The sequence below is a fragment of the Enterobacter sp. MGH 4 genome, assembly GCF_000534735.1.
In the GTDB taxonomy this organism is placed as follows: domain Bacteria; phylum Pseudomonadota; class Gammaproteobacteria; order Enterobacterales; family Enterobacteriaceae; genus Enterobacter; species Enterobacter intestinihominis.
Window position 1 is genome coordinate 132735 of sequence record NZ_KI973298.1, and the last position, 25370, is coordinate 158104.

A 25370-nucleotide genomic window follows, 5' to 3' on the forward strand; every position below is an offset into this window, starting at 1 on the left:
CGGCTTTAGTGGTTCGGCAATATCTTCCAGAACGCATCAATAAGCGGCTCATGCAGCCGCTTTTTTTGTGCGCACACGCCAAGCTCGAACGGCGTTTTTTCGTCGCTGCGTTCTAAAATCATCACGCGATTGCGCACTGGCTCCGGGCTGTTTTCCAGCACCACTTCTGGCAGCAGCGCCACGCCGCAGCCGAGCGCCACCATCGACACCATCGCCTCATGGCCGCCGACCGTGGCGTAAATCGACGGGTTGCTGATTTTCTGGCGGCGGAACCACAGCTCAATGCGGCGGCGCACCGGCCCCTGATCGGCCATGATAAATGGCACCGTCGACCAGTCCGGTTTCTCCACCGAGACCTGATTGCGCACAGGACAGGGCAGCGCCGGGGCAATCAGTACTACCGCCAGATTCTCCAGCATTGAGAACGCTACCGCGCCCGGCAGGGTTTCCGGCTTCCCGGCAATCGCGAGATCCGCTTCGCCCGTGACCACTTTTTCCATCGCGTCGGCGGCATCGCCGGTGGTGAGCTTAATTTCAACCGACGGATGTTCCGCGCGGAAGCGGTCGAGAATGGGGGGAAGATGGCTGTAGGCGGCGGTCACGGAGCAGAAAATATGCAGCTCGCCGGAAAGCGACGGCCCCTGCTGGTCGATGGTGTGCCGCAGCTGCTGGTACTGCAACAAGGTTTGCTGGGCAAAGATGCGCAGCTCTTCACCGGCTTCCGTGAGGGTGACGGTGCGGTTATCGCGCACGAACAGCGGCTGGCCGAGGTCTTCCTCAAGGCGCTGGATCTGGCGCGACAGCGTGGAAGGGCTGACGTGCATCGCCCGGGCGCTGCGGCCAAAGTGACGGCTTTCCGCCAGATGCAGGAACATTTTCAGATCGCGTAAATCCACCGATTCCACTCCCTCTTTTTACATTGCATAAATTGCAATGTGACGTTGTGAATATATCAATTTCCGCAATAAATTTCCTGTTGTAATGTGGGTACATTCTCGCTGAAACGCGAACCGAACAATAAGACACACAACATCACGAGGTATCACCCATGGCTAACTACTTTAATACACTGAACTTGCGCCAGCAGCTGGCGCAGCTGGGCAAATGCCGCTTCATGGCGCGCGATGAATTTGCTGATGGCGCGAGCTACCTTCAGGGTAAAAAAGTGGTCATTGTTGGCTGTGGCGCACAGGGTCTGAACCAGGGCCTGAACATGCGTGACTCCGGGCTGGATATCTCCTACGCCCTGCGTAAAGAAGCGATTGCCGAGAAGCGCGCTTCCTGGCGTAAAGCGACCGAAAACGGCTTCAAAGTAGGTACCTACGAAGAGCTGATCCCGCAGGCGGACCTGGTGGTTAACCTGACGCCAGACAAGCAGCACTCTGACGTTGTGCGTTCCGTACAGCCGCTGATGAAAGACGGCGCGGCGCTGGGTTACTCCCACGGCTTCAACATCGTTGAAGTGGGCGAGCAGATCCGTAAAGACATCACCGTAGTGATGGTGGCACCGAAGTGCCCGGGCACCGAAGTGCGCGAAGAGTACAAACGTGGTTTCGGCGTACCGACGCTGATCGCCGTTCACCCGGAAAACGATCCGAAAGGCGAAGGCATGGCGATTGCCAAAGCCTGGGCAGCGGCCACCGGCGGCCATCGTGCGGGCGTACTGGAATCTTCCTTCGTTGCGGAAGTGAAATCTGACCTGATGGGCGAGCAGACCATTCTGTGCGGCATGCTCCAGGCTGGCTCCCTGCTGTGCTTCGACAAGCTGGTGGAAGAGGGCACCGACCCGGCATATGCGGAAAAACTGATTCAGTTCGGCTGGGAAACCATCACCGAAGCGCTGAAGCAGGGCGGCATTACGCTGATGATGGACCGTCTGTCCAATCCGGCAAAACTGCGCGCGTTCGCACTCTCTGAACAGCTGAAAACCATCATGGCACCGCTGTTCCAGAAACACATGGACGACATCATCTCCGGCGAGTTCTCTTCCGGCATGATGGCGGACTGGGCGAATGACGATAAGAAACTGCTGACCTGGCGCGAAGAGACCGGTAAAACCGCGTTCGAAACGGCACCACAGTTTGAGGGTAAAATCAGCGAGCAGGAGTACTTCGATAAAGGCGTACTGATGATCGCGATGGTGAAAGCGGGCGTTGAGCTGGCGTTCGAAACCATGGTGGATTCCGGCATCATTGAAGAATCTGCGTACTACGAATCGCTGCACGAGCTGCCGCTGATCGCAAACACCATCGCCCGTAAGCGTCTGTATGAGATGAACGTGGTGATCTCCGATACCGCCGAGTACGGTAACTATCTGTTCTCTTACGCCTGCGTACCGCTGCTGAAAGAGTTCATGACTACCCTGCAAGCAGGCGATCTGGGTAAAGCGATTGCGGAAGGTGCGGTTGATAACGCGCAGCTTCGTGACGTTAACGAAGCGATTCGCAGCCACGAAATCGAGAAAGTGGGCCAGAAACTGCGTGGCTACATGACCGATATGAAACGTATCGCAGTAGCAGACTAAAAAGACAATCGGGTGGCGCAAGCCACCCGAACTGTTTTAGCTACGCAGTATCGCGCCGGGATAACCCAGCTGGCGCCACGCCTCATACACCACCACCGACACCGCATTCGACAGGTTCATGCTGCGGCTGTCCGGCATCATCGGAATACGAATTTTTTGCTCAGCGGGCAGGGCATCCAGAATGGTGGCCGGCAGGCCGCGGGTTTCCGGACCAAACATCAGATAATCCCCGTCCTGATAGCTTACGGCACTGTGCGCTGGCGTGCCTTTGGTGGTCAGGGCGAACATGCGCTGCGGCTTCTCTGCGTCCAGAAACGCGGCGTAATCGTGATGACGAACGACGGCAGTAAACTCATGGTAGTCCAGCCCCGCGCGGCGCAGACGTTTGTCGTCCCACGTAAAGCCCATCGGCTCAATGATGTGCAGACGAAAACCGGTGTTGGCGCACAGGCGGATGATATTGCCGGTATTGGGTGGGATTTCTGGTTCGAATAAGACGATGTTAAGCATGCTGCCCCCTTAATTGCGGGGGGCAGAATAGCAGAAAAGAGAGGGACTAGGCGACGCCCGGCTCCTGCGAGCGGCTATACAGCATTTTGTAGACGGTTGCCGCCGCGGCCACGAGAGCAGGCACGCTGAGGATCATCAAAATACTGTCCGCCTGCCACTGCATGGAAAGAAGCTGGGCGCTGGTCATGGTGCCCGCCACGCCGCCGAAGCGGCCGATCCCCTGCATCCAGGCGATACCCGTCGCGCGGCACTCGGTAGGGTAAAAGGTGGCGGCCAGGGTCTGCATCCCCGACTGCGCGCCGTTCATCGCGATCCCCATCAGGAAGATTAACCCGCCAAACAGGGCGATATGATTATGCTCAATGCCGAGTAAAAGAATCAGGCCCATCGTCAGCACGAAACCACACGCGACCACCTTGTGCGCTTCCCAGCGGTCCATCATCCAGCCCGCGAGCAGAATGCCAGCGGTGCCGCCGAAGGTGAACAGCGAGGTGAGCCAGGCGGATTCCGCCAGCGCATACCCCATCCCCTGCATCAGCGTTGGCATCCAGCTCAGCAGGACGTAATAAATCACCAGTCCCATAAAGTAGGTGACCCACAGCATCAGGGTGCCGGGCAGCCAGGGCATGGAAAACAGCTGCGACACGCTGCCTTTTTTCGACGCGACCTTCTCCTCCGCCAGGAAAAAGCCCGTGACGCTATCCAGCGTGCTGCGGGCGAACCGGCTGGCGATGCGGCGAACCTGCGCGACGTCTTTCCCGCGCTGCACCAGAAACTTCACCGACTCCGGCAACAGCAGCGCCAGCAGCACCGTTAAAATCAGCGGCGCAATCGCGCCGGTCAGCAGTACGCTTCGCCAGCCATGGTGAGGGATAAGCCAGGACGAGATCGCCCCGCCGCCCGCCGCACCCAGCGGAAAGCCGCAGTACATGGTGTTAATTGCCATGGCGCGGCAGCGCTGGGGGGCAAACTCTGAGATCAGTGTGATGGCGTTAGGCATCGCGGCGCCCAGCCCGAGACCGGTCAGAAATCGCCACAGCGTCAGGGTATTCAGACTTTGCGCCCAGGCCGTGCCCAGGCTCGCCAGGCCGAAGAACAGGCATGAAAAGACCAGTACGCGCTTGCGTCCCATACGGTCCGATACCGGACCTGCAATAAGAGCTCCCAGCGACAGCCCCAGTAGCGCCGCACTCAACACCGGCCCCAGATCCTGTTTATGTATTCCCCACTCCGCCGACAGCGTAGGCGCAATGTAACCCATCGCTGCGGTATCGAAACCATCGATCGCCAGCACCAGAAAGCCCAGCACAATAAGAAGCCAGTGAAACCCTGAAAAAGGACTCTCATCGATCACCTGCTGTATATCCACCCGACCTGAATACGTCATACGTTCCCCTCCGATGTGATGTTGTTTTTGTGTTCTTGTATTTGCTTGTCTATACAATTGCGGAGGGCAGGCTGTGTCAAATTTTCTTATCCAGAATGTTACGCAGGTGTTATTTTCGACAAAAAAAGCGCCCGAGGGGGAAGTCGGGCGCGGAAGAAGGGGAGGCTAACCGGGGGAGATTAGGCCGCGTTTCCCTGAGAAAGGGGGGCCAGCGCCGCAGGCAGCTTACTGAGTTCCTGCACCAGAGAGTCTTTGCTGATTTCACCGATTGTTTTCGCACCGGTCAGGGTCATCGCCACCTTCATCTCTTTCTCGATCAGGTTCAGCAGATTCGCCACGCCCGCCTGGCCGCTGGTGGCCAGCGCGTACAGGTAAGCACGGCCCAGCAGCACACTGTCTGCGCCCAGGGCAATCATGCGCACCACGTCCAGCCCGTTACGGATGCCGCTGTCGGCCAGAATCGCAATATCGCCTTTCACCGCATCGGCAATGGCTGGCAGGGCGCGGGCGGAGGAGAGCACCCCGTCAAGCTGGCGGCCACCATGGTTAGAGACCACGATCCCATCGGCACCAAAACGCACCGCGTCGCGGGCATCTTCCGGATCGAGGATCCCTTTGATCACCATCGGGCCGTCCCAGAATTCGCGGATCCACTCCAGGTCTTTCCAGGAGATGGATGGATCGAAGTTGTTCGCCAGCCAGCCGATGTAATCTTCCAGCCCGGTCGGTTTACCCAGGTAGGCCGAAATATTGCCCAGATCGTGCGGACGGCCATTCACGCCGACATCCCACGCCCACTGCGGGTGCGTCACCGCCTGCCAGTAGCGGCGCATCGCGGCGTTCGGACCGCTCATGCCGGAGTGCGCATCACGGTAGCGTGCGCCGGGCGTCGGCATATCGACGGTAAAGACCAGCGTAGAGCAGCCCGCCGCTTTGGCGCGCTCAAGGGCGTTACGCATAAAACCGCGATCGCGCAGGACGTACAGCTGGAACCACATCGGGCGCTTGATGGTCGGGGCGACCTCTTCAATCGGGCAGACGGACACGGTGGAAAGGGTAAACGGGATGCCTTTGGCATCTGCGGCGGCGGCGGCCTGCACTTCGCCCCGGCGGGCATACATGCCGCATAAGCCGACGGGCGCAAGCGCCACCGGCATGGAGAGCGTCTCGTTAAACAGCTTCGTCTCAAGGCTCAGGTCAGACATATTCTTCAGCACGCGCTGGCGCAGGGCCACTTCCGACAGGTCCTCCACGTTGCGGCGCAGGGTATATTCGGCGTACGCCCCGCCGTCAATGTAGTGGAACAGGAATGGCGGCAAAATGCGCTGTGCCGCGGCGCGATAGTCACTGGCTGCGGAAATAATCATGCTTTGTTCTCCCTGGAAATATCACTCTCGCCAGGCAGACGGGTAATACGCGCCTGTCGGGCCTGATCTTCATCGAATCGTTTAATGGTGGTATGCACGAAGCCAAGATGCGCCATCATCGCCTTGCGCGCGGCCTCGGCATCACCGGCCAGAATGGCGTTGAGCACCGCCTCGTGCTGTTCGGTCAGTTGGGCAAATACCGGCGGCACCAGATACATGCGCTGGCGGCTCTGCTTCACGGAGGATTGCAGCAGGTCGAAGAACCCGCGCATGGTTTGCAGCAGAACTACGTTGTGCGAGGCCTCGGCAATCGCGAGGTGAAAACGCACGTCCGCCTGGGAGGCGATGTCCGGATCGCTGCTTTGCGTGGCCTCAAAGCAGGCTTTGAGCTTCTCTTTGTCGGCCTCGGTTGCCCGCATCGCCGCATGCCACGCGGTGCTGGTTTCGATGGCGTGACGCGCTTCGAGGATGTCAAAGCTGTAGTCCGGGTCGTTTTCCATCAGCGTCTTAAGCGGCTGCACGATGTTTTGTTCGGACCAGTCGTCATGCTGCCAGCGCACGAAGGTGCCGCCGCCTCGACGGCTCAGCAGCACCCCTTCGCTGACCAGCGTCGCCAGCGCCTCGCGCAGTGAATTGCGCGACACGCCAAGCTGGGCGGCAAGCTGACGCTCGGCGGGCAATCTCATGCCCGCTTCCAGCTGTTGTTCTTCTATCAGCGCCCGTACGCGAGTGGCAATCTCGTCGGACAGGCGTCTGGGCATCACTATCATGGAATCATCCAGGTTAAGACATAGGCCTGCAATGTGGTGATCACGCCCACCATGCAGGTAAATATCAGGCTGTGTTTAACAGTAAAGCGGAACAGATCCGACTCTTTGCCTACCAGCCCCACCGCGGCACAGGCAATGGCGATGGACTGCGGTGAGATCATCTTCCCGGTCACGCCGCCGGTGGTGTTCGCGGCGACCAGCAGCACGTCCGAGACGCCAATCTGCTGCGCGGCTGTGGCCTGTAGGGCGGCAAACAGGGCGTTAGATGACGTATCTGAACCGGTCAGGAACACCCCCAGCCAGCCGAGGAACGGCGAGAAGAAGGTAAACGCGTGGCCGGTATGCGCCAGCGCTAACGCCAGCGTCGACGACAGGCCGGAGTAGTTCGAAATAAACGCGAACGCCAGCACCATGCCGATGGAGTAAATCGGCAGCATCAGCTCTTTAATCGTCGCCGCAAAGGTCTGCACCGCGGCGGCAGGCTTCATGCGCAGCCACACTACGGAAAGGATAGCGGCAAACAGGATTGCCGTGCCGGTGGCTGAGAACCAGTCGAACTTAAACACTGCCGCATACGGCGTGGCGTCGTGTACCACCGGCGGCATACGAGCGACCATCTTGTCGAGGAACGGCACGGAGATATTAATCACCATGTCGTACAGCGCGCCGCCCGGGGCGAACAGGGCCTTAAACGGCGGAATGCTCCACAGCGTCACGGTGGCGGTCAGGAACAGGAACGGTGACCATGCGCGTACAATCTGTCCGGCGGTATAGCCGGTGCGCGCCAGCGTCTGATCCACGTGTGATGCGCCCATGTCAGCAAAGCGGAAGATACGTACCGGCTGCCAGCGTTTCAGGAACAGCGTCAGACAGACCAGCGACACCAGGGAAGAGATGATGTCCGGCAGTTCCGGGCCGAGGAAGTTGGAGCTGAGATACTGGGCAATGGCGAACGAACCGCCCGCTACCATCACCGCAGGCCAGGTCTCCTTCACGCCGCGCCAGCCGTCCATAATCGCCATGATCCAGAACAGCACGATAATGGTCAGGAACGGCAGCTGGCGGCCCACCATCTGGCCGATCTCGAAGCTGTCCAGCCCGGTCACCTGGCCCGCCACCAGAATAGGAATGCCCATCGCGCCAAACGCCACCGGGGCGGTATTCACAATCAGGCACAGGCCAGCGGCATACAGCGGGTTAAAGCCCAGACCGACCAGCAGGGCGGCGGTGATGGCCACCGGTGCGCCGAATCCTGCCGCCCCTTCCAGAAATGCTCCGAAGGAGAAGCCGACGATCAGCATCTGCAAACGCTGGTCCGGCGTGATGGAGAGAATCGACGAGCGAATAATGTCGAACTGCCCGGTTTTGACCGAGATTTTGTAGACAAAGACGGCGGCGATGATGATCCACGCAATCGGCCACAGTCCGTAGAAGAAGCCATAGACGACGGAGGCCAGCGCGCGATCGACCGGCATTTTGTAGAAGAACAACGCCACCATCAGGGCGATGGCAACGGTATACGTCGCGGCGAGGTAGCCCTTCAGCTTGAGCTTAATCAGCGCAAAGAAGAAAAACAGGATCGGTAGCGATGCGATCAGGCTCGACAGCCAGATATTTCCGGCCGGATCGTAGTTTTGTTGCCAGAGGCTCATGCAGGTCTCCTGAGGACCACACAGGTGTTCGTCGGGTGAGTCTCTGCTCATCTCTGCGTCACACTTAGTGTAAAAGTGGTCCTTCCAATATTGTGATGTAGGGTTAAAGACAACAAATGGTTAACCAAGTGTTGCTATTCAGCAATTGTTTTGTGAAGTGGAGCATCGAAATTGTGAACGATGGATAGCTTTGTGCGTGATTGGTAGGACCAAACCCGCAAAATCAAATCACCGTGTGCGTTGGGAGCGGTGGTCAGGTGGAGAGCCTTACATTCGCCTTTTAAGCAGATACAGCGCGTAAAAGAGGTTATATAAAAAGGGGAGGTGATAATACTGCGTGAATTGAATGAGGTTTGTTTGTTTTATTTGTGTTTTTGAGAAGCTGTATATGTGTGAGCAGAGTGATATTTTTCCTATAAATAAAAATTTTTTTGGTTAAAAATGCGAAATCTAAGCTGTAGCAAAAAATTTTAATTAAGGTAAATTTCACATATAGATTTTAACAGTGTATTACAAACGATCAATTGATGATCGATAAAGAAATATCCTGTTCAATTGTGGTTTTTCAGGATAAAGGGTAAGAATTTTGCGCTGAACAGACATTTTTTTGGCTAATAATATTCTGAAATAAATTGATCAAACAATGATCAGTTAACTCTCTTGTAATTTAGTTGCGGTATTAAAAGCAGATTAATAATTATTAGGGCAATCGAAAGGGGTTAAATTTGTTAGCTGAGTGTTAATTTCTGAGTGTTTACAGACGCGGCATATTGCTTTTCAATGCGTAGACGTTAAAAGGCATTTGATTTACTATTTATTCAGAAGCAACGTAACAGAAGATTTTAAATTTATTACTAACCACAACGTATTCAGTGTTATTTTCGGCCAGAAGTCATTCCTCAGTTGAAGGATATCTGTGTATGGCCTTCTGAAAATATACGGATTATCACCATGGGATGGACCCTGCTTTATTCTATAAGGTCGCGTCACCCATTCTGCTAAAAACCTTTCGGTGGCGTTTTTAAATCCTTATAGCGGTTATTGTACCTGGTACAACAAGTCTATATCTGTTTAATTTACAGAGGGGAAAGTGTTCCAAATGAAAATCAAAAATGTGGCGCTGGCGATTGCCGCGGCGGGGCTGCTGTTATCTTCTCAATCAGTACTGGCAAGCAGTGATTCTGGCGTTAATGCTTCTCTGGATACCGGTGCGGGTTCGCAAAGTACGGGCGGGGTGATCAATTTTACCGGGAAGATTACCCTTATTTCCTGTGATATTACTCCGGCCTCTAAAAACAAAACGGTAGACCTTGGGGCGTGGGCAAAAAGCTACTTTGACGATCACAACGAAACGACGCCGCGCGAGTTCAAAATCAACGTGGAAAACTGCCCGGAGACGGTTGAATCGGTTGCGGTACTGTTTGACGGAACCAAAGATACGGTGAATGACACACTGCTTCAGGTTACGCCAGGTGAAGGTATGGCGACGGGTATCGGCGTGAAGCTTTATAACAGCGATCGCAGCACCGCGATTAAACCGGGTACGGTATCTGAAACAACCGCACCGGATGATGAAGGCAATGCTGAATTAACTTTCTATGCCGCACTTGACAAAGATGGCACGGAAATCAACGCCGGCGATGTTAACGCCGTATCCAACTTCCTGATGGTTTATAACTGATTTCACTGTCAGCCACCTCCAGAGATAATAATGATGAAACGTTTATCGTATATTATGCTCACTGCATTAATGGTTAATTCTGCGTCAGTTTCCGCTGGCGTTGTAATGGGGGGAACACGGATCGTATACCCGCAAAACAGCAAGGAGGTGGCATTTTCTGTTTCTAATATGGAAAGTGCGGTTCCCTATCTTATTCAGTCGTGGGTTGAAGGCGATGGGCCGGATAAAAATAACGCTGCGCCATTTATTGTCACACCACCTCTGTTCAGACTTGATCCGGAGCAGACCAACACGCTGCGTATTCAATATACCGGCGCTCCGCTGCCCACAGATCGTGAATCTGTATTCTGGCTCGATATTAAAGCGATAGCGCCAAAGCCAAAAGAGAGCAGCAACGAATTACAGGTAAACGTCAAATCGAAATTTAAAATCTTCTACCGCCCGGACAACCTGAAAGGGGACGCCGCCACGGCCTGGCAGAAAATAACGTTTTCGCGAACGGGAAAAGGGCTTAAGGCCGCTAACCCGACGCCATACTACGTCTCTTTTTATCGTCTGACCGTTGGCGGGCATAAAATTGAGCAGCCGGGCATGATCGGTCCAGGGGAAACCCGGGAATGGCCTGTGTCCGCCTCCGGGGGCGTAAGCTGGTCGGCTATTAATGATTTTGGTGCCATCACCGCCACCCACACCCAGCCTCTTTAAGACCATGCCTTTTCGCCTGTTTCGTTACGCGCCGCTTTCGGTGTTGCTGCTTAGCTTCAGCCGCACGGGGATGGCCGAGGATTACTTTGATCCCGCCGCGCTGGAGCTTTCCTCTACTGAACAGAAAACGGCGGATCTGCACTATTTCTCTGAAAAGGGCGGGCAGATGCCAGGCACCTGGCTCGTGACGCTGGAGATTAACGGACGCGAGGAGCGGCATCAGGAGATCACCTTCGTGAATGAGAAAGGCAGCCTGCAACCCGTTTTTAGCGTATCGCTGCTGGAAGCGCTTGGCGTAAATGTAGGGGCCATTCCTGCATTCTCCCGGTTGCAGGAGGGAGAAACGTTCACGCACCTCGAGGATTTTATTCCGGCAGCGCGAACTTCTTATGATTTCAACCAGCAGCGTCTCTTTCTCAGCCTGCCGCAGGCGGCAATGAAACACCGCAGCCGTGGCTACGTGCCGCAGTCGCAGTGGGACGATGGTATCCCGGCGGCATTTACTGATTACAGTCTGTCGGGCGGTCAGGCCCGTCATCAGAGCGGGGTCACGACATCCAGCTATCTGAGCCTGCGTAACGGCATCAATCTGGGGGCGTGGCGGCTGCGTAACACCTCGGCCTGGAGCTACAGCGACGCGGGCGGCGACCATTTTCAGTCGCAAAGTAGCTGGCTGACCCGGGATATTCGCCGTCTTAACAGCCAGCTACGGATCGGCGATGCCTGGACCGCAGGCGACGTCTTCGATAGCGTGGCGTTTCGCGGGGTACAGCTCTCATCAAGCGAAAGCATGTTGCCCGACAGCCAGCGCGGCTTCGCACCAACCATCCGCGGCGTCGCACACAGCTTCGCTAAAGTCTCCGTTTCGCAAAATGGCTATGTGATCTATGAAACCTGGGTGGCCGCCGGGCCATTTATCATTAACGATCTGTTCCCGGGCGCACAAAGTGGCGATCTACAGGTTACGGTCACGGAAAGTGACGGCTCAACGCGCGTCTTTACCCAGCCCTACTCTGCGGTGCCGTTTATGCGACGCCAGGGCAGCCTGAAATACAGTCTCAATGCAGGACGATTTCACTCCGGCTCCGGTGATGCGCGTTCGCCCGAATTTGTTGAAGGCGCTTTCTTCTACGGTCTGCTCTCCAGGATGACGGTGTATGGCGGCTTTCGTACGGCGAGCAACTATCAGGCCGGTGCAATTGGCGTAGGCAGAGGGTTTGGCGCATTTGGCTCGCTGGGTATTGACGATACGCTGGCAAAAAGCCGTTTACCCGACGGCAAAAGCGCGATGGGGCAGGCGTGGCGCATTCAGTACCAGAAAGATTTCAGCGCTACCGGCACCGCCTTCAACCTGGCGAGCTATCGCTATGCCTCGCGCAATTACTACGAATTTAGTGAACTGAATCAGTCTGACAGCCAACAGCTGCAACTCAATAATCGCCGTAGCCGCTCGCAGGTCACTTTTTCACAGACGCTGGGTCAGTTCGGCAGCCTCAGCGTCTCGGCATGGATGCAGGATTACTGGCATACGTCCGGGCAGGATAAAACCATCCACATCGGCTGGTACACCAGCTGGCGGGGTATTTCCTGGGGCGCGGGGTATGACTACACCGACTCAGCGCTTGAGCAGCATCCCGATCGCACCGTGTCGTTTAACGTCAATGTTCCGCTTGGCAACTGGCTGCCGGGCAGTTCGGTCAGTTACTACGCCAACCACAACAATCGTGGGATGACCACGCAGCAGGTGTCACTCAACGGCAGCGCGCTGGCGAACCGCAACCTGAATTACAGCGTTCAGCAGAGTAAGACCAGTGAGGGAGAGGCCGACAGCACCAGCCTGGCGCTGCAATACAATGGTGGCTACGGCAACGTCAGCCTCGGTTATGACCACAGCCGAAACGGTAGCAACGCGAGTCTTGGACTCGCCGGAGGCGTTATCGCCACGCAGTATGGCGTCACGCTTAGCCAGCCGCTGGGCGATACCGTTGCCCTGCTGCGCGTGCCCGGCGCGGCGAACGTTGAGCCGGAGGGCTACAACGGGATCCATACCGACAGCCGCGGCTATGCGGTCATGCCAACGCTCTCGGCGTATCGCAAAAATACCGTCAGCCTTGATACGGCGACGCTGGGTGAGAACGTCGACATTGAGCAAAGCGGTCTGACGCTCATTCCCACCAGCGGCGCGGTGGTGCTGGCCAATTACACAACCCACATTGGTTATCGCGTTCTGTTTTCCCTGCGCTACCACGGCGAACCGTTGCCGTTTGGCGCGCAGGCTGAAGTGGTGGAGCAGAACCGCCATTCTGCAAACCGAAGCATGGTCGCTGACGGCGGTCAGGCCTACCTGAGCGGGGTACCAGAGCGCGGCACCCTGCGCGTCACCTGGTATGAAAACGGGGAGCAGCAGCAATGCCAGACACCTTTCAGACTGGGGAAAGCTCATATGGCCCCCGGTATCGCCACGCTGTCCGTTGAATGCCATTAGAGGAATATCATGCGTCGTTTTATTCACTGGTTTTTCTATCTGAGCCTTCTTTCGCTTTTTGGCATGCTGAGTTTTCATGCCCATGCTCAGACTTCACCTTGCCGCACCACGCGCGATCAGTGGGTCGTTCAGGTGCCTTATGCCATTGGGTATGCGCCCGGCACGGCTGACTGGACGCCGATATCTGCGCCGATACAGTCTACCGGGGCAGATTTCTACAGCTGTGATGGCGGGAATGATGCCTGGCGTAGTATCGGCTTTGTCGACGTGGATAACCCCGTCGGCACCGTGGTGGGTGAAGACGGTGCGTCGCGGCACGTCTACAAAACCCAGATTGACGGCATCGGCTACGCGCTCGGGTTTCGCGAGCAGCAGTACTGCGGCGCCGATGCGATACGCTATATTGACGGCACAAGTCAGGTGAATGGCAATGAGTCCCGGCGCATTTGCGACGCATCGCAAAACCCCGCCTTTGCCAGCGCCTCAACGTACAAAATGCAGTTCTGGGTGGTGTTCTACAAAATCCCGACGACCAGCGCCATGCCTGACGATAACGCCAATTCCCAGGAGCAAAATGTCGGCTCGCTGATATTGCAGGCGGGAGAAAATCAAGCCAGCGCCACCAACGTGGCGACACCGGTACAGATCCATCTCGCCAGCTTCACCGTCAGGCGTACCAGCTGTTCAGTGGGCTCTCGCAGCATTCTTGTTCCCATGGGGAGCGTGAGCCAGCGTGAATTTCACGGCATCGGCTCCCGTGCCGGAGGCGGACGCTTCAGCATTCCGGTGACCTGTGAAAATAACACGGCGGTTAAGATGGGTTTCTTTGGCGATACCACGCCAGGCAACGATCGGGCGCTGGCGTTGACGAAGCAGGAGGATAGCGCCAGCGGTGTCGGGATCGAACTGCTTTACGGTGACAATACCGGTTCGGTTCAGGGGCAGGTGGTATCGTGGAACACCCCTCAGGTGTCAGCGCTTGGCCAGGTGGGGGATAACCAGACGCAGACCTTCTGGTTTGATGCGCATTACATTCAGACGGAAGAGAACGTAACGGCGGGAAAAGCAGATGCGATGGCCACGTTTAACCTGATTTACAACTGAGTTTCCCCTGCGCAGCGGCAGGGGAGAGCGATCAGAACGCGGTCTTACTAAAACCCGTCATCTCTTTCAGGCCCATTTCGCGGCCAAGCTCAGTCATCGGGTGCACCACCACCAGGCCACGGACGCTTTTCTTCAGCTTGCCCATGTCGGCCTGCTCTTTTTTGGTGATCGCGCGGCGATGCGGCATGTTCATCAGCTTCTGCGCCTCTTTACTCAGCTTCTGGCCTTTCACATCGCGCAGGCGCTCAATTTCCGCCTCCAGCTTCACGGACTCTTTTTCCAGCTCGGCATATTTCTCGGCGGAATCAACAAGGGAGAGGCCAGCCATCTGATGGCGGATCAGATCCAGACGGTCGCTCAGGCGTTTAATTTCGTTCTTTTCGACTTCTTTCATGACAAATAACTCTGAAAACGGGGAATTTACAGGGAAGGATACACCAATGTGTGCGGGCTTACTTCTGAAACGCTTTTTTTAAGCTGATTTTAGAAATCAGCTCAGTCAGGGAAAGCACCATGGTGGAGCGGACAACTTGTTGATAACGCAGCTTTTGCATCATGTACAGCTCAGGGTCGCTGTCATCAAACTGAGGTGCGGGAGGGAGCGCGGCTACGCAGTGCAGTTCGCCGAAGGGCCCCAGGATCTCATCATCGGTGAAGGTGTACTCATTGCCGTCATGATTGAGCTCTTCGCGCAGCGCCATTAACAGCTCGGCGTCTTCATACTCCTGACGGTTGAGCACGCCAAGACCGTAGATCAGCTTCAGCCGTACCGATAAATCGCCCAGCGGTCCGTCTCCGTCAAGTAACGGTTCTACAGCATACTTTACCGCGTAGTCGTCTTTGCGAAACACCTGAAGCACCAGAATGTTCACCGCCTCGGTTAACAGCTCGACGGCGGCGATCAGGAAACTTCGTACGGTTTTGCCAGCATTCAGACGCTCAAGCACACGATTTTCAAAGGCCTGGGTTTGTTCCATTATTGCCTGCATATCTGACAATCTGTTATTCGGGCGCAGGCTAACCTGCGCCGGACTCTGCATCATTTGGTTGCGTTGTATGCGCTGACCGCCTCCGCAACCACGTCACTGTTGGCATCCAGACCGGAAATCTGCGCCAGCGCAGCCTGTGCGCCTTTGTCATCAATCAGCTGAGCCAGCTCAATCGCCTGCGGGTCCTGCTCGCTGCGGTAGTGCATCGCGGCAGCTATCCCTTTCACCAGGTTAGCGTGCGGCAGACCGTATTCCAGCGTGCCCAGCAGCGGTTTAATCAGGCGGTCACCCGCGCTCAGTTTACGCAGCGGTTGACGACCCACGCGCTCAACGTCATCTTTCAGATACGGGTTTTCAAAACGACCGAGGATTTTCTGGATGTATGCTGCGTGTTTATCAGCATCAAAACCGTAGCGTTTGATCAGCACCGCGCCGCTCTCTTCCATTGCCCCTTTGACCACCGCACGGATGTTCTCATCGAGGATCGCGTCACGAATCGTCTGATGACCGGCCAATTTCCCGAGGTACGCGGTTATAGCATGCCCGGTGTTCAGCGTGAAGAGTTTACGTTCGACAAATGCCATCAGATTATCGGTTAATTCCATTCCCGGAATGGTCGGCAGCGCGCCTTTAAACTGAGTTTTATCAACGATCCACTCGCTGAAGGTTTCCACCGTCACTTCCAGCGGGTCGTTGGTGGCGGATTCTGATGGCGGAACGATGCGGTCAACGGCGGAATCCACAAAACCAACGTGCGCTTCAACCCAGGCTTTATCTTCCTCAGCCACAGCGGCCAGAACGTGGCCTTTCAGCTGCGTGGTGCCGCGCACCATGTTTTCACAGGCGATGATGTTCAGCGGCGTTTCAACGCCTTGTGCTTTACGCTTCGCCAGGCCTTTCGCGACCGCCGGGGCGATACGCTCAAGCACCACCGGACCCACGGCTGTGGTGACCAGATCAACGCTTGCGATGAGGTCAATCACGTCGTCGCCAATGCTGCTTACCGCGTTGACGCCAGAGACCGTTTCAACCTGTTCGTTTTCACCCACCACGTGAACCTGATAGCTATGACGGGCATTCAGGGCATCCAGAACCACCTGATTCACATCGGCGAATGTCAGGGTAATGCCCGCGTCTGCCAGCAGTTTACCGATAAAGCCACGACCGATATTACCTGCGCCAAAATGTAATGCTTTCATAGTGTTAACCTTCATCAATGTTTTTACCCGAGAGGGCTGGGGTGAGGAACGTTTTCCCCTCACCCTAGCCCTCTCCCCGGGGGGGAGAGGGAAGAGGCGCTGTTACTTGTTAAGCAGAGCCAGAACTTCTTCAACGCTGGTGGTATTGGCCAGACGCTCAATAACCGTTTCGTCATCCAGCGCGTTGGTCAGGCTGGTAATCACCTGGATATGCTCGTTATTGCGAGCGGCGATACCAATCACCAGACGGGCGATGTCGTCCTCTTCTTCACCGAAGCGCACGCCATCAGGATACTGACAGAACACCACGCCGGTTTTCAGCACGCGGTCTTTCGCTTCAACCGTACCGTGCGGAACCGCGATGGATTCACCCAGGTAGGTTGGGGTCAGCTTTTCACGCTCCAGCATCGCCTCAACGTATTCCGGCTGAACGTAGCCGCCTTTCACCAGCTGCTCACCGGCGAAGCGAATGGCCTCTTCTTTATTGGTCGCCGTGCGGCCAAGGAAGATGTTTTCTGCGCCCAGTTTGAACAGATGCGCGTTGCTCACGTCGAAGCTGTCTTGCAGGCTGGTGCGCACTTTCACTTCGTTATCTTCATGGCGCTGGGCCGCAACCAGACGTTCTGTCAGGCTGGTGTACAAGCCGCTGTCGAGGAAGTTAGTCAGGGAAATGTGCTGCGCCTGCGGCACCTGACGCATAGCGCGCTCGGTCAGATCGCGGTGCGTGATCACCAGGTCAACGTCCGGCGGCAGGTTGTTAATCGCGCTGTTGGTCACGGAGATGTTGGTCAGACCCGCATCCTGCACTTTCTTACGCAGCACGCCCGCACCCATTGCGCTGGAACCCATACCGGCATCACAGGCCACGATAATTTTACGCACGTGGCTCAGGTCGTTAGAGACATCACCCGCCGCCAGCGGCGTTGCGCCTTTGGATTCGGCTTTCATGTCATGCATACGACGGGTTGCCGCTTCGATATCGTCGTCTTCTTTCACCTTGCTGGTTTTCAGCAGGATAGCGGAGACCACGAAGGAGACGGCCATGGCCGCACAGATCGCCGCGATGTTCGCGAAGTAGGCGCCTTTCGGGGTCATCGCCAGCACCGCCAGAATAGAGCCTGGAGAAGCAGGAGACACCAGACCACCGCCCAGTACGCTCAGGGTGAACACGCCGGTCATACCGCCAAGGATAACGGCCAGGATCAGACGTGGGTTCATCAGCACATACGGGAAGTAAATTTCGTGAATACCGCCCAGGAAGTGAATGATAGCCGCGCCGCCAGCAGACTGTTTCGCGCTGCCGCGACCAAAGAACATGTACGCCAGCAGAACGCCCATACCCGGACCCGGGTTCGCTTCAATCAGGAAGAAGATGGACTTGCCGAGATCGTGTGACTGCTGGATACCCAGCGGTGAGAAGATACCGTGGTTGATGGCGTTGTTCAGGAACAGGATTTTCGCCGGTTCAACGAAGATAGACGCCAGCGGCAGCATGTCGTGCGCCACCATGAAGTTAACGCCCGCCGCCAGCAGCTTGGAGAGCACTTCAACCGCAGGACCAATGCCGAGGAACGCCAGAATCGCGAGGATCATCCCGATGATGCCCGCGGAGAAGTTGTTCACCAGCATTTCGAAGCCGGATTTGATCTTGCCATCAACCCAGACGTCAAATTTCTTGATCGCCCAGCCGCCCAGAGGACCGGCAATCATCGCACCGAGGAACATCGGCATATCCGCACCGACAATTACCCCCATGGTTGTGATGGCACCCACGACACCACCACGGTCACCGCCCACCAGACGACCACCGGTATAACCGATGAGCAGCGGCAGCAGGTACGTAATCATTGGGCCAACAAGTTTCGCCAGCGTTTCGTTAGGCAACCACCCTGTCGGAATAAATAATGCGGTGATAATACCCCACGCGATAAACGCGCCGATATTTGGCATCACCATGTTGCTGAGGAAACGACCAAAGCTTTGCACTTTGATCTTGAAATCGGATGACATAAAACACCCCTTCTTATGTTTACGCTTAGGCTTGTGGCCCGAGGTTTATCGTTAATGTGCGGCGGCAGAGGTAGCCGGGCCCTGTTCTGATGCTGTGAAATCTGGCACTGAATCGTTCAACTGTCCAGACAGCGGAATTTTGTGTGATCTGAATCACATGAATGTAGGGGGTGAGGATATTAATGAAGTGATCGCGATCACATAATGGGTGTGTAAAAAAAATACATTGCTCAGAATTACGCCAAAATGAGGGCTATTTTGTGATTAATATCACAATGTTAAGTTGGTTGTTTGTTTCCAGATTGTGATTTGATTCACAAAATATTTTTATGCAGATTTCTCCCGTATCCCCTCACGGCAGGAATGCGATACGTACACCTGCCTTTTTTCACGGCTTGATCCATACTGACCTCTTTATGGGCATTAAGGATAAGCAATGAAACTCATCGGCAGTTATACCAGTCCTTTCGTGCGTAAGATTTCGATTCTCCTGCTGGAGAAAGGGATTGAATTTGAATTCGTAAATGAACAACCGTACAACGCAGAGAACGGCGTTGCGCAGTACAACCCGCTGGGGAAAGTCCCGGCGCTGGTAACGGACGAGGGCGACTACTGGTTTGATTCCCCGATCATTGCGGAGTACATCGAGCTGCTTGGCGTTGCGCCAGCCATGCTGCCGGCGGATCCAAAAGCAGCGCTGGCGATGAAGCAAATTGAAGCCCTGGCGGATGGCATTATGGATGCGGCATTAACGTCCGTACGCGAGCAGGCAAGGCCCGCCGCCCAGCAGTCAGAAAATGAGCTGCTGCGCCAGCGCGAAAAAATCAGCCGCAGCCTGGATATGTGCGAACAGCTGATCCGCGACGGGAAAATTCAGAGCGATAGCCTGAATCTGGCGACGATCGCCATCGCCTGCGCCATTGGCTACCTCAATTTCCGCCGCGTCTCGCCGGGCTGGTGCGTGGATCGTCCGCTGCTGGTCAAACTGGCGGAGACGCTCTTCCAGCGCGAAAGTTTCGCCCGGACTGAACCACCAAAGGCTTGATGCGGGTTATAACACTTCCTGGCGGGAGGCGGTACAATCCCCCCACATGTTAACTCCCTCTCCCGTCGGGAGGGGGGAAGATATTTACTCGCCAGGCGCATTCATGACTACTCATCATTCCCTCTACAGCCAGATCCCCGCTACCGATCGTCTGCTTCGTGATCCGCGCATCACTGCGGTGCTGGAGCAGTTTGGCCATACTGCAACGGTCGACATGCTACGCCAGCTTCAGGACGATGCGCGTCGCCATATTCAGGCTGAAAACGCGCTACCCGGCTGGTGCGAGGCATGGGCGCAGGAAGTTGAACGGAGGCTGAGCAAGCACGCGCAAAGCGCGTTGCGCCCGGTTATTAACCTGACAGGCACGGTTCTGCACACCAATCTGGGCCGGGCACAGCAGGCAGAAGAAGCAATAGAGGCCGTCACCCGGGCCATGCGCTCGCCGGTGACGCTGGAGTACGATCTGGACGGCGCCGGGCGCGGGCATCGCGATCGCGCACTGGCGGATCTTCTCTGCCAGATCACCGGCGCGGAAGATGCCTGCATTGTGAATAACAACGCGGCGGCGGTGCTGTTAATGCTGGCGGCCACCGCGAGCGGAAAAGAGGTTGTCGTCTCTCGCGGCGAGCTGGTGGAGATCGGCGGGGCATTTCGTATTCCGGATGTCATGCGCCAGGCGGGCTGCACGCTGCATGAAGTGGGCACAACCAACCGTACCCATGCAAAAGATTATCGCGCGGCGGTGAATGAAAACACCGCCCTGCTGATGAAAGTGCATACCAGCAATTACCATATTGAGGGGTTCACCAAAACGGTGGAAGAGGCCGAACTGGCCGCCATCGGGCGCGAGCTAAACGTGCCGGTGATTGCCGATCTCGGCAGCGGGTCGCTGGTGGATATGCGCCAGTACGGTCTGCCGAAAGAGCCAATGGTGCAGGAAATGGTTGCTGCGGGCGTAAGCCTGGTCAGTTTCTCCGGCGACAAACTGCTGGGCGGGCCGCAGGCGGGGATTATCGTCGGCAAGCGCGAACTGATTGCGCAGCTACAGCAGCACCCACTGAAGCGCGCCCTGCGTGCCGATAAAATGACGCTGGCCGCGCTGGAAGCCACGCTGCGGCTCTATCTCCACCCGGAGAAACTGGCTGACCGCCTGCCCACGTTGCGTTTGCTGAGCCGTGATGAAGCCTCTGTTCGCGCGCGGGCGGAAGCGCTACTGCCGCAGGTTGCTCCTCATTACCCTGAGTTTGAAGTTCGTATCGAGCCTTGCCTGTCGCAAATTGGCAGCGGCTCGCTGCCCGTGGACAGGTTACCGAGCGAAGCGCTGACGTTCACCCCGCGCGACGGACGCGGAAGCCAGCTTGAGGCGCTGTCGGCGCGCTGGCGTGCATTACCGACACCAGTGATTGGCCGGATCGGTGATGGTCGTATGTGGCTGGATTTACGCTGCCTGGAAGATGAAGGGCGGTTTCTGGAGATGATGTTGAAATGATTATTGCCACCGCCGGTCACGTTGACCACGGCAAAACCACGTTATTGCAGGCCATTACGGGCGTGAATGCCGATCGCCTGCCGGAAGAGAAAAAGCGCGGCATGACCATTGACCTGGGTTACGCCTACTGGCCACAGCCCGACGGTCGCGTGCTGGGCTTTATCGACGTGCCCGGCCACGAGAAGTTTCTTTCCAATATGCTCGCGGGCGTGGGCGGGATCGATCACGCTCTACTGGTTGTCGCGTGCGATGACGGGGTGATGGCGCAAACGCGCGAGCATCTGGCGATCCTGCAACTGACGGGAAACCCGCAGTTGACCGTCGCCCTTACCAAAGCGGACCGTGTGGATGAGGCGCGTATCAACGAGGTGCGTGAAGAGGTACTGGCGGCGCTGAGTGAATATGGTTTTAAGGATGCCGCTCTGTTTGTCACCGTGGCGACAGAAGGCCGCGGTATCGACGCTCTTCGCGACCATTTGCAGCAGATCCCGTCTCGTGAGCATGCCAGCCATCACCGCTTCCGTCTGGCGATCGACAGGGCGTTTACCGTGAAAGGGGCTGGGCTGGTGGTGACCGGTACCGCGCTGAGTGGCGAAGTTAACGTGGGCGATACCCTGTGGCTGACGGGCGTGAACAAACCCATGCGCGTGCGCGGGCTTCACGCGCAAAACCAGCCGGTGGAACAGGCCCACGCCGGGCAGCGTATCGCGCTGAATATTGCTGGTGATGCCGAAAAAGACCAGCTTAACCGCGGCGACTGGCTGCTGGCCGACGCGCCGCCGGAGCCTTCTGAACGGATTATCGTTTCTCTACAGACCCACACGCCGCTGACCCAGTGGCAGCCGCTGCATATCCATCACGCGGCCAGCCACATCACCGGACGCGTGTCGCTGCTGGAAAACGATCTCGCCGAACTGGTGTTCGACTCCCCGCTCTGGCTGGCGGATAACGACCGCCTGGTTCTGCGCGACATCTCCGCGCGCGAAACCCTGGCGGGCGCCCGCGTGGTGATGCTGAATCCGCCCCGTCGCGGCAAGCGTAAGCCCGAGTATTTAGCGTGGCTGGCCTCGCTGGCCCAGGCCCGTGACGACAAGTCTGCGTTAGATATCCACCTTGAGCGTGGTGCGGTGGATCTGGCTGCGTTCGCCTGGGCGCGCCAGCTCAGCGGTGAAGGATTGCGTCTTCTGACGCAGGAGCCGGGTTTTATTCAGGCTGGCAACAGCCTGCTGAACGCGCCGGTGGCGGCGCGCTGGCAGCGTAAAGTGTTGAGCACGCTGGCGACCTATCATGAACAGCATCAGGATGAGCCCGGTCCGGGCCGTGAACGTCTGCGGCGTATGGCGTTGCCCATGGAAGACGACGCGCTGGTGCTGTTGCTGATTGAAAACATGCGTGAAAGCGGCGTGATTGCAAGTCATCACGGCTGGCTACACCTGCCGGAACATAAGGCCGGTTTTACCGCTGAGCAGGACGCGGTCTGGCAAAAAGTGGCGGCGCTGTTTGGCGATGAACCCTGGTGGGTGCGCGATCTGGCGCGTGAAACCAATACCGATGAGCAGCTGATGCGTCAGGTACTGCGGCATGCGGCGCAGCAGGGCATGATTGTGGCGATCGTGAAAGATCGTTATTACCGCAACGATCGGATCGTTGCGTTTGCGAACCTGATCCGGGAGCTGGATCAGGCGCGCGGATCAACCTGCGCCGCAGACTTCCGCGATCGGCTGAACGTAGGACGCAAACTGGCGATTCAGATCCTGGAGTATTTCAACCGCATCGGGTTTACGCGTCGTCGTGGCAATGACCATGTGCTACGCGACGCGCAGTTATTTCCGTAAGCGTTAAGCGCTGCGCGCCTGCTTCTGCTTAGCCAGCCAGACCGCGCCCAGCCTTCCCGCCTGGTTACCCAGCTCGCAGGGAAGGATGGGCACCCGGAGCGCTTCCCACTCCTCGAATCGCTGTAAATATTTATCCAGCAGGAGATAGATTTTCTCCTGCTCACTAATGCCGCCGCCAATCAGCACCGCCTGCGGATCAAACATAGAGATCACGCTGTAAATACCGCGCGACAGACAATGCGCCCACGCTTCAATGGCTTCGCGCAGATGCACGTCGCTGTCCATGCGTTTAAACAGCTCCTCACCATCAGGCATCTCATCTTCCGACACGGCCAGCGCGCGGCGGCAGGCTTTCATCAGGCCACTGGCGGACGCCACTTCATGCATCGGCTCGCCCTCATTGCCTACGGGCAGCACGCCAAACTCACCCGCCCGGTAGTGCGACCCGCGGTAGAGATCGCCCTCCATGACGATACCGCCGCCGATGCCGGTGCCGATGGTGATGCAGACGAAATGCTCATAGTCCTTGCCCGCGCCCTGCCAGCGCTCGCCCAGCGCCGCGCAATTGGCATCGTTTTCGATTGTCACGGGGAGATCGGTCAGCTGTGCGAACAGTTCGCACAGGTTTTCGCCGTCAAGATAGTCCAGCGCTCCGGCTTTGGCCGCTTCGCCGGTATGGTGATTGATATGTCCTGGAAAACTCACGCCAATACTGGCGATCTCGTGCTCCTGGCAGTACTTATCCACTACCGCTTTCCACTTCTCTTTGAAGGTGCTTTCATCGTCCGGCGTATCATATTCATCGGATGTCAGTTCTTCGCCGTTTTCATTAATTACGCCGTGTTTGATGTGGGTTCCACCCACGTCAAAGCCGATAAATAGCTGCATTGCATCATTCCTCATGAGCCCTTGAGCTATTAAGTATGGCTGCGGCGGCAGAAACGAAACGTAAAGTACGGTAATCCGTGATGCGGCTCGTAAACCCGCTACCCGCTGGCGAGAAAATCACCAGCCGGAACTACCCTTGTTGTACAACAACAGCAAGGAGACGGTCATGACAAACAATCCTCCCTCATCGCGTATCCAGCCTGGCGAGTATGGTTTTCCCCTTAAGCTGAAGCCCCGCTATGACAACTTTATCGGCGGCGACTGGGTGGCGCCCGTCGACGGTGAATACTATTCCAACCTGACGCCCGTTACCGGCCAGCCGCTGTGTGAAATTGCCAGTTCGGGCAAGCGGGATATCGATTTAGCGCTGGATGCGGCGCATAAGGCGAAAGATAAGTGGGGGCAAATGTCCGTTCAGGACAGAGCGGCCATTTTGTTCAAAATCGCCGATCGGATGGAGCAGAATCTGGAGCTGCTGGCGACCGCAGAAACGTGGGACAACGGCAAGCCGATCCGCGAAACCATGGCGGCGGACGTGCCGCTGGCGATCGACCATTTCCGCTATTTTGCGTCCTGCATCCGTGCCCAGGAGGGGGGAATAAGTGAAGTTGACAAAGATACCGTGGCGTATCACTTCCACGAGCCGCTCGGCGTGGTGGGGCAAATTATTCCGTGGAACTTCCCGCTGCTGATGGCGAGCTGGAAAATGGCGCCCGCGCTGGCGGCGGGTAACTGCGTTGTGCTGAAACCTGCACGCTTAACGCCGCTTTCGGTACTGCTGCTGATGGAGGTAATTGGCGACCTGTTGCCGCCGGGGGTCATTAACGTGGTCAACGGGGCCGGGGGAGAGATCGGCGAATATCTGGCTACTTCAAAGCGTATCGCCAAAGTGGCGTTTACCGGCTCAACGGAAGTGGGTCAGCAGATTATGCAGTACGCGACCCAGAACATCATTCCGGTCACCCTGGAGTTGGGCGGGAAATCGCCGAACATCTTCTTTGCCGACGTGATGGATGAAGAGGACGCCTTCTTCGACAAAGCGCTGGAAGGGTTTGCGCTGTTCGCGTTTAACCAGGGCGAAGTCTGCACCTGTCCGAGCCGCGCGCTGGTGCAGGAATCCATTTATGAGCGCTTTATGGAGCGGGCGATCCGGCGCGTGGAGTCGATTCGCAGCGGTAATCCGCTGGATAACGTTACCCAGATGGGGGCGCAGGTATCGCATGGCCAGCTGGAAACCATCCTCAACTATATTGATATCGGTAAAAAAGAGGGGGCCGATGTGTTGACCGGCGGTCGTCGTAAGGTGCTGGGAGGCGATTTGCAGGAGGGCTACTACCTTGAGCCGACTATCCTGTTCGGTAAGAACAACATGCGCGTTTTCCAGGAGGAAATTTTTGGACCGGTGCTGGCCGTCACCACGTTTAAAACCATGGACGAGGCGCTGGAGCTCGCCAACGACACGCAGTATGGCCTGGGGGCGGGGGTCTGGAGCCGTAACGGTAACCTTGCCTATAAAATGGGCCGCGGCATTCAGGCCGGACGCGTATGGACAAACTGCTATCACGCCTATCCGGCTCATGCGGCGTTTGGCGGCTACAAACAGTCGGGCATCGGGCGCGAAACCCATAAGATGATGCTGGAGCACTACCAGCAAACGAAATGTCTGTTAGTCAGCTACTCCGATAAACCGCTGGGGCTGTTTTAATCTCCCGGCTCAGGCCCTCCCGGGC

General features: G+C 56.8%; 20 protein-coding genes. 9 read left to right on the plus strand and 11 right to left on the minus strand.

Annotated features, from left to right (window positions below):
- Nucleotides 1-5: 5 nt before the first annotated feature.
- Nucleotides 6-896 carry an HTH-type transcriptional activator IlvY gene (ilvY, locus tag L350_RS01110; protein WP_017382574.1) on the minus strand — a complete coding sequence of 297 codons (891 nt, stop codon included), beginning with the start codon at nucleotides 894-896 and terminating at the stop codon, nucleotides 6-8.
- Nucleotides 897-1048: 152 nt separating this feature from the next.
- Here ilvY and ilvC point away from each other — a divergent pair, with 152 nt between their 5' ends.
- Nucleotides 1049-2524, plus strand: a complete 1476-nt coding sequence (ilvC, locus tag L350_RS01105) for a ketol-acid reductoisomerase (protein WP_022649773.1) — start codon at nucleotides 1049-1051, stop codon at nucleotides 2522-2524.
- A 36-nt stretch (nucleotides 2525-2560) separates the two neighbouring features.
- Here the strand turns inward: ilvC and trmL are convergent, their stop codons facing one another.
- The 5 genes from trmL to lldP all read right to left on the minus strand — a co-directional run bounded on the left by trmL (nucleotide 2561) and on the right by lldP (nucleotide 8210).
- On the minus strand, nucleotides 2561-3034 hold the full coding sequence (gene trmL / locus L350_RS01100; protein WP_022649772.1) for a tRNA (uridine(34)/cytosine(34)/5-carboxymethylaminomethyluridine(34)-2'-O)-methyltransferase TrmL: 474 nt from the start codon (nucleotides 3032-3034) through the stop codon (nucleotides 2561-2563).
- Between the two features lie 46 nt (nucleotides 3035-3080).
- Complete coding sequence (locus L350_RS01095; RefSeq protein ID WP_022649771.1) at nucleotides 3081-4421, minus strand: MFS transporter; 1341 nt, start codon at nucleotides 4419-4421, stop codon at nucleotides 3081-3083.
- A 179-nt stretch (nucleotides 4422-4600) separates the two neighbouring features.
- On the minus strand, nucleotides 4601-5788 hold the full coding sequence (gene lldD / locus L350_RS01090; protein WP_022649770.1) for an FMN-dependent L-lactate dehydrogenase LldD: 1188 nt from the start codon (nucleotides 5786-5788) through the stop codon (nucleotides 4601-4603).
- Nucleotides 5785-6558, minus strand: a complete 774-nt coding sequence (gene lldR / locus L350_RS01085; RefSeq protein WP_023298877.1) for a transcriptional regulator LldR — start codon at nucleotides 6556-6558, stop codon at nucleotides 5785-5787. The genes lldD and lldR overlap by 4 nt, the downstream gene beginning before the upstream one ends.
- Nucleotides 6555-8210, minus strand: a complete 1656-nt coding sequence (gene lldP / locus L350_RS01080; protein ID WP_022649769.1) for an L-lactate permease — start codon at nucleotides 8208-8210, stop codon at nucleotides 6555-6557. Before lldP ends, lldR begins: the two co-directional genes overlap by 4 nt.
- A gap of 1099 nt (nucleotides 8211-9309) precedes the next feature.
- Here lldP and L350_RS01075 point away from each other — a divergent pair.
- The 4 genes from L350_RS01075 to L350_RS01060 are packed head-to-tail and all read left to right on the plus strand — an operon-like array spanning nucleotide 9310 to nucleotide 14185.
- Nucleotides 9310-9891 carry a fimbrial protein gene (locus tag L350_RS01075; protein WP_032626976.1) on the plus strand — a complete coding sequence of 194 codons (582 nt, stop codon included), beginning with the start codon at nucleotides 9310-9312 and terminating at the stop codon, nucleotides 9889-9891.
- Between the two features lie 30 nt (nucleotides 9892-9921).
- Complete coding sequence (locus tag L350_RS01070; RefSeq protein ID WP_032626979.1) at nucleotides 9922-10596, plus strand: fimbrial biogenesis chaperone; 675 nt, start codon at nucleotides 9922-9924, stop codon at nucleotides 10594-10596.
- 4 nt (nucleotides 10597-10600) lie between these two features.
- Nucleotides 10601-13081, plus strand: a complete 2481-nt coding sequence (locus L350_RS01065; protein WP_032626981.1) for a fimbria/pilus outer membrane usher protein — start codon at nucleotides 10601-10603, stop codon at nucleotides 13079-13081.
- Between the two features lie 9 nt (nucleotides 13082-13090).
- Nucleotides 13091-14185 carry a fimbrial protein gene (locus tag L350_RS01060; protein WP_023307173.1) on the plus strand — a complete coding sequence of 365 codons (1095 nt, stop codon included), beginning with the start codon at nucleotides 13091-13093 and terminating at the stop codon, nucleotides 14183-14185.
- A 31-nt stretch (nucleotides 14186-14216) separates the two neighbouring features.
- On the opposite strand, the gene L350_RS01055 is transcribed toward L350_RS01060, so the two are convergent.
- The 4 genes from L350_RS01055 to L350_RS01040 form a co-directional block, all read right to left on the minus strand.
- Nucleotides 14217-14579, minus strand: coding sequence for a YibL family ribosome-associated protein (locus L350_RS01055; protein WP_022649764.1), 363 nt, complete (start codon nucleotides 14577-14579; stop codon nucleotides 14217-14219).
- A gap of 58 nt (nucleotides 14580-14637) precedes the next feature.
- A complete protein-coding gene (mtlR, locus tag L350_RS01050; RefSeq protein WP_023298873.1) occupies nucleotides 14638-15228 on the minus strand; it encodes a mannitol operon repressor MtlR in 591 nt (196 codons plus the stop codon).
- Entirely contained in the window at nucleotides 15225-16388 is a 1164-nt protein-coding gene (mtlD, locus tag L350_RS01045) for a mannitol-1-phosphate 5-dehydrogenase (RefSeq protein WP_041907503.1), read from the minus strand. Before mtlD ends, mtlR begins: the two co-directional genes overlap by 4 nt.
- Nucleotides 16389-16475: 87 nt before the next feature.
- Nucleotides 16476-18383 carry a PTS mannitol transporter subunit IICBA gene (locus L350_RS01040; RefSeq protein ID WP_023298871.1) on the minus strand — a complete coding sequence of 636 codons (1908 nt, stop codon included), beginning with the start codon at nucleotides 18381-18383 and terminating at the stop codon, nucleotides 16476-16478.
- A gap of 436 nt (nucleotides 18384-18819) precedes the next feature.
- On the opposite strand from L350_RS01040, the gene L350_RS01035 reads away from it, so the two are divergent.
- From L350_RS01035 to selB, 3 genes are all read left to right on the plus strand, one after another.
- Nucleotides 18820-19428 (plus strand): glutathione S-transferase, encoded by a 609-nt coding sequence (locus L350_RS01035; RefSeq protein WP_015572763.1) that lies wholly within the window; start codon nucleotides 18820-18822, stop codon nucleotides 19426-19428.
- Nucleotides 19429-19531: 103 nt separating this feature from the next.
- Nucleotides 19532-20917, plus strand: a complete 1386-nt coding sequence (gene selA / locus L350_RS01030) for an L-seryl-tRNA(Sec) selenium transferase (RefSeq protein ID WP_023298870.1) — start codon at nucleotides 19532-19534, stop codon at nucleotides 20915-20917.
- Entirely contained in the window at nucleotides 20914-22752 is a 1839-nt protein-coding gene (selB, locus tag L350_RS01025) for a selenocysteine-specific translation elongation factor (protein WP_023298869.1), read from the plus strand. The genes selA and selB overlap by 4 nt, the downstream gene beginning before the upstream one ends.
- Nucleotides 22753-22755: 3 nt before the next feature.
- Here the strand turns inward: selB and L350_RS01020 are convergent, their stop codons facing one another.
- The gene (locus tag L350_RS01020) at nucleotides 22756-23640 is read right to left on the minus strand and encodes an ROK family protein (RefSeq protein WP_023298868.1); all 885 of its coding nucleotides are present in this window, start codon (nucleotides 23638-23640) and stop codon (nucleotides 22756-22758) included.
- Nucleotides 23641-23806: 166 nt separating this feature from the next.
- Here L350_RS01020 and aldB point away from each other — a divergent pair, with 166 nt between their 5' ends.
- Nucleotides 23807-25345, plus strand: coding sequence for an aldehyde dehydrogenase AldB (gene aldB / locus L350_RS01015; protein WP_023307168.1), 1539 nt, complete (start codon nucleotides 23807-23809; stop codon nucleotides 25343-25345).
- Nucleotides 25346-25370: the final 25 nt, after the last annotated feature.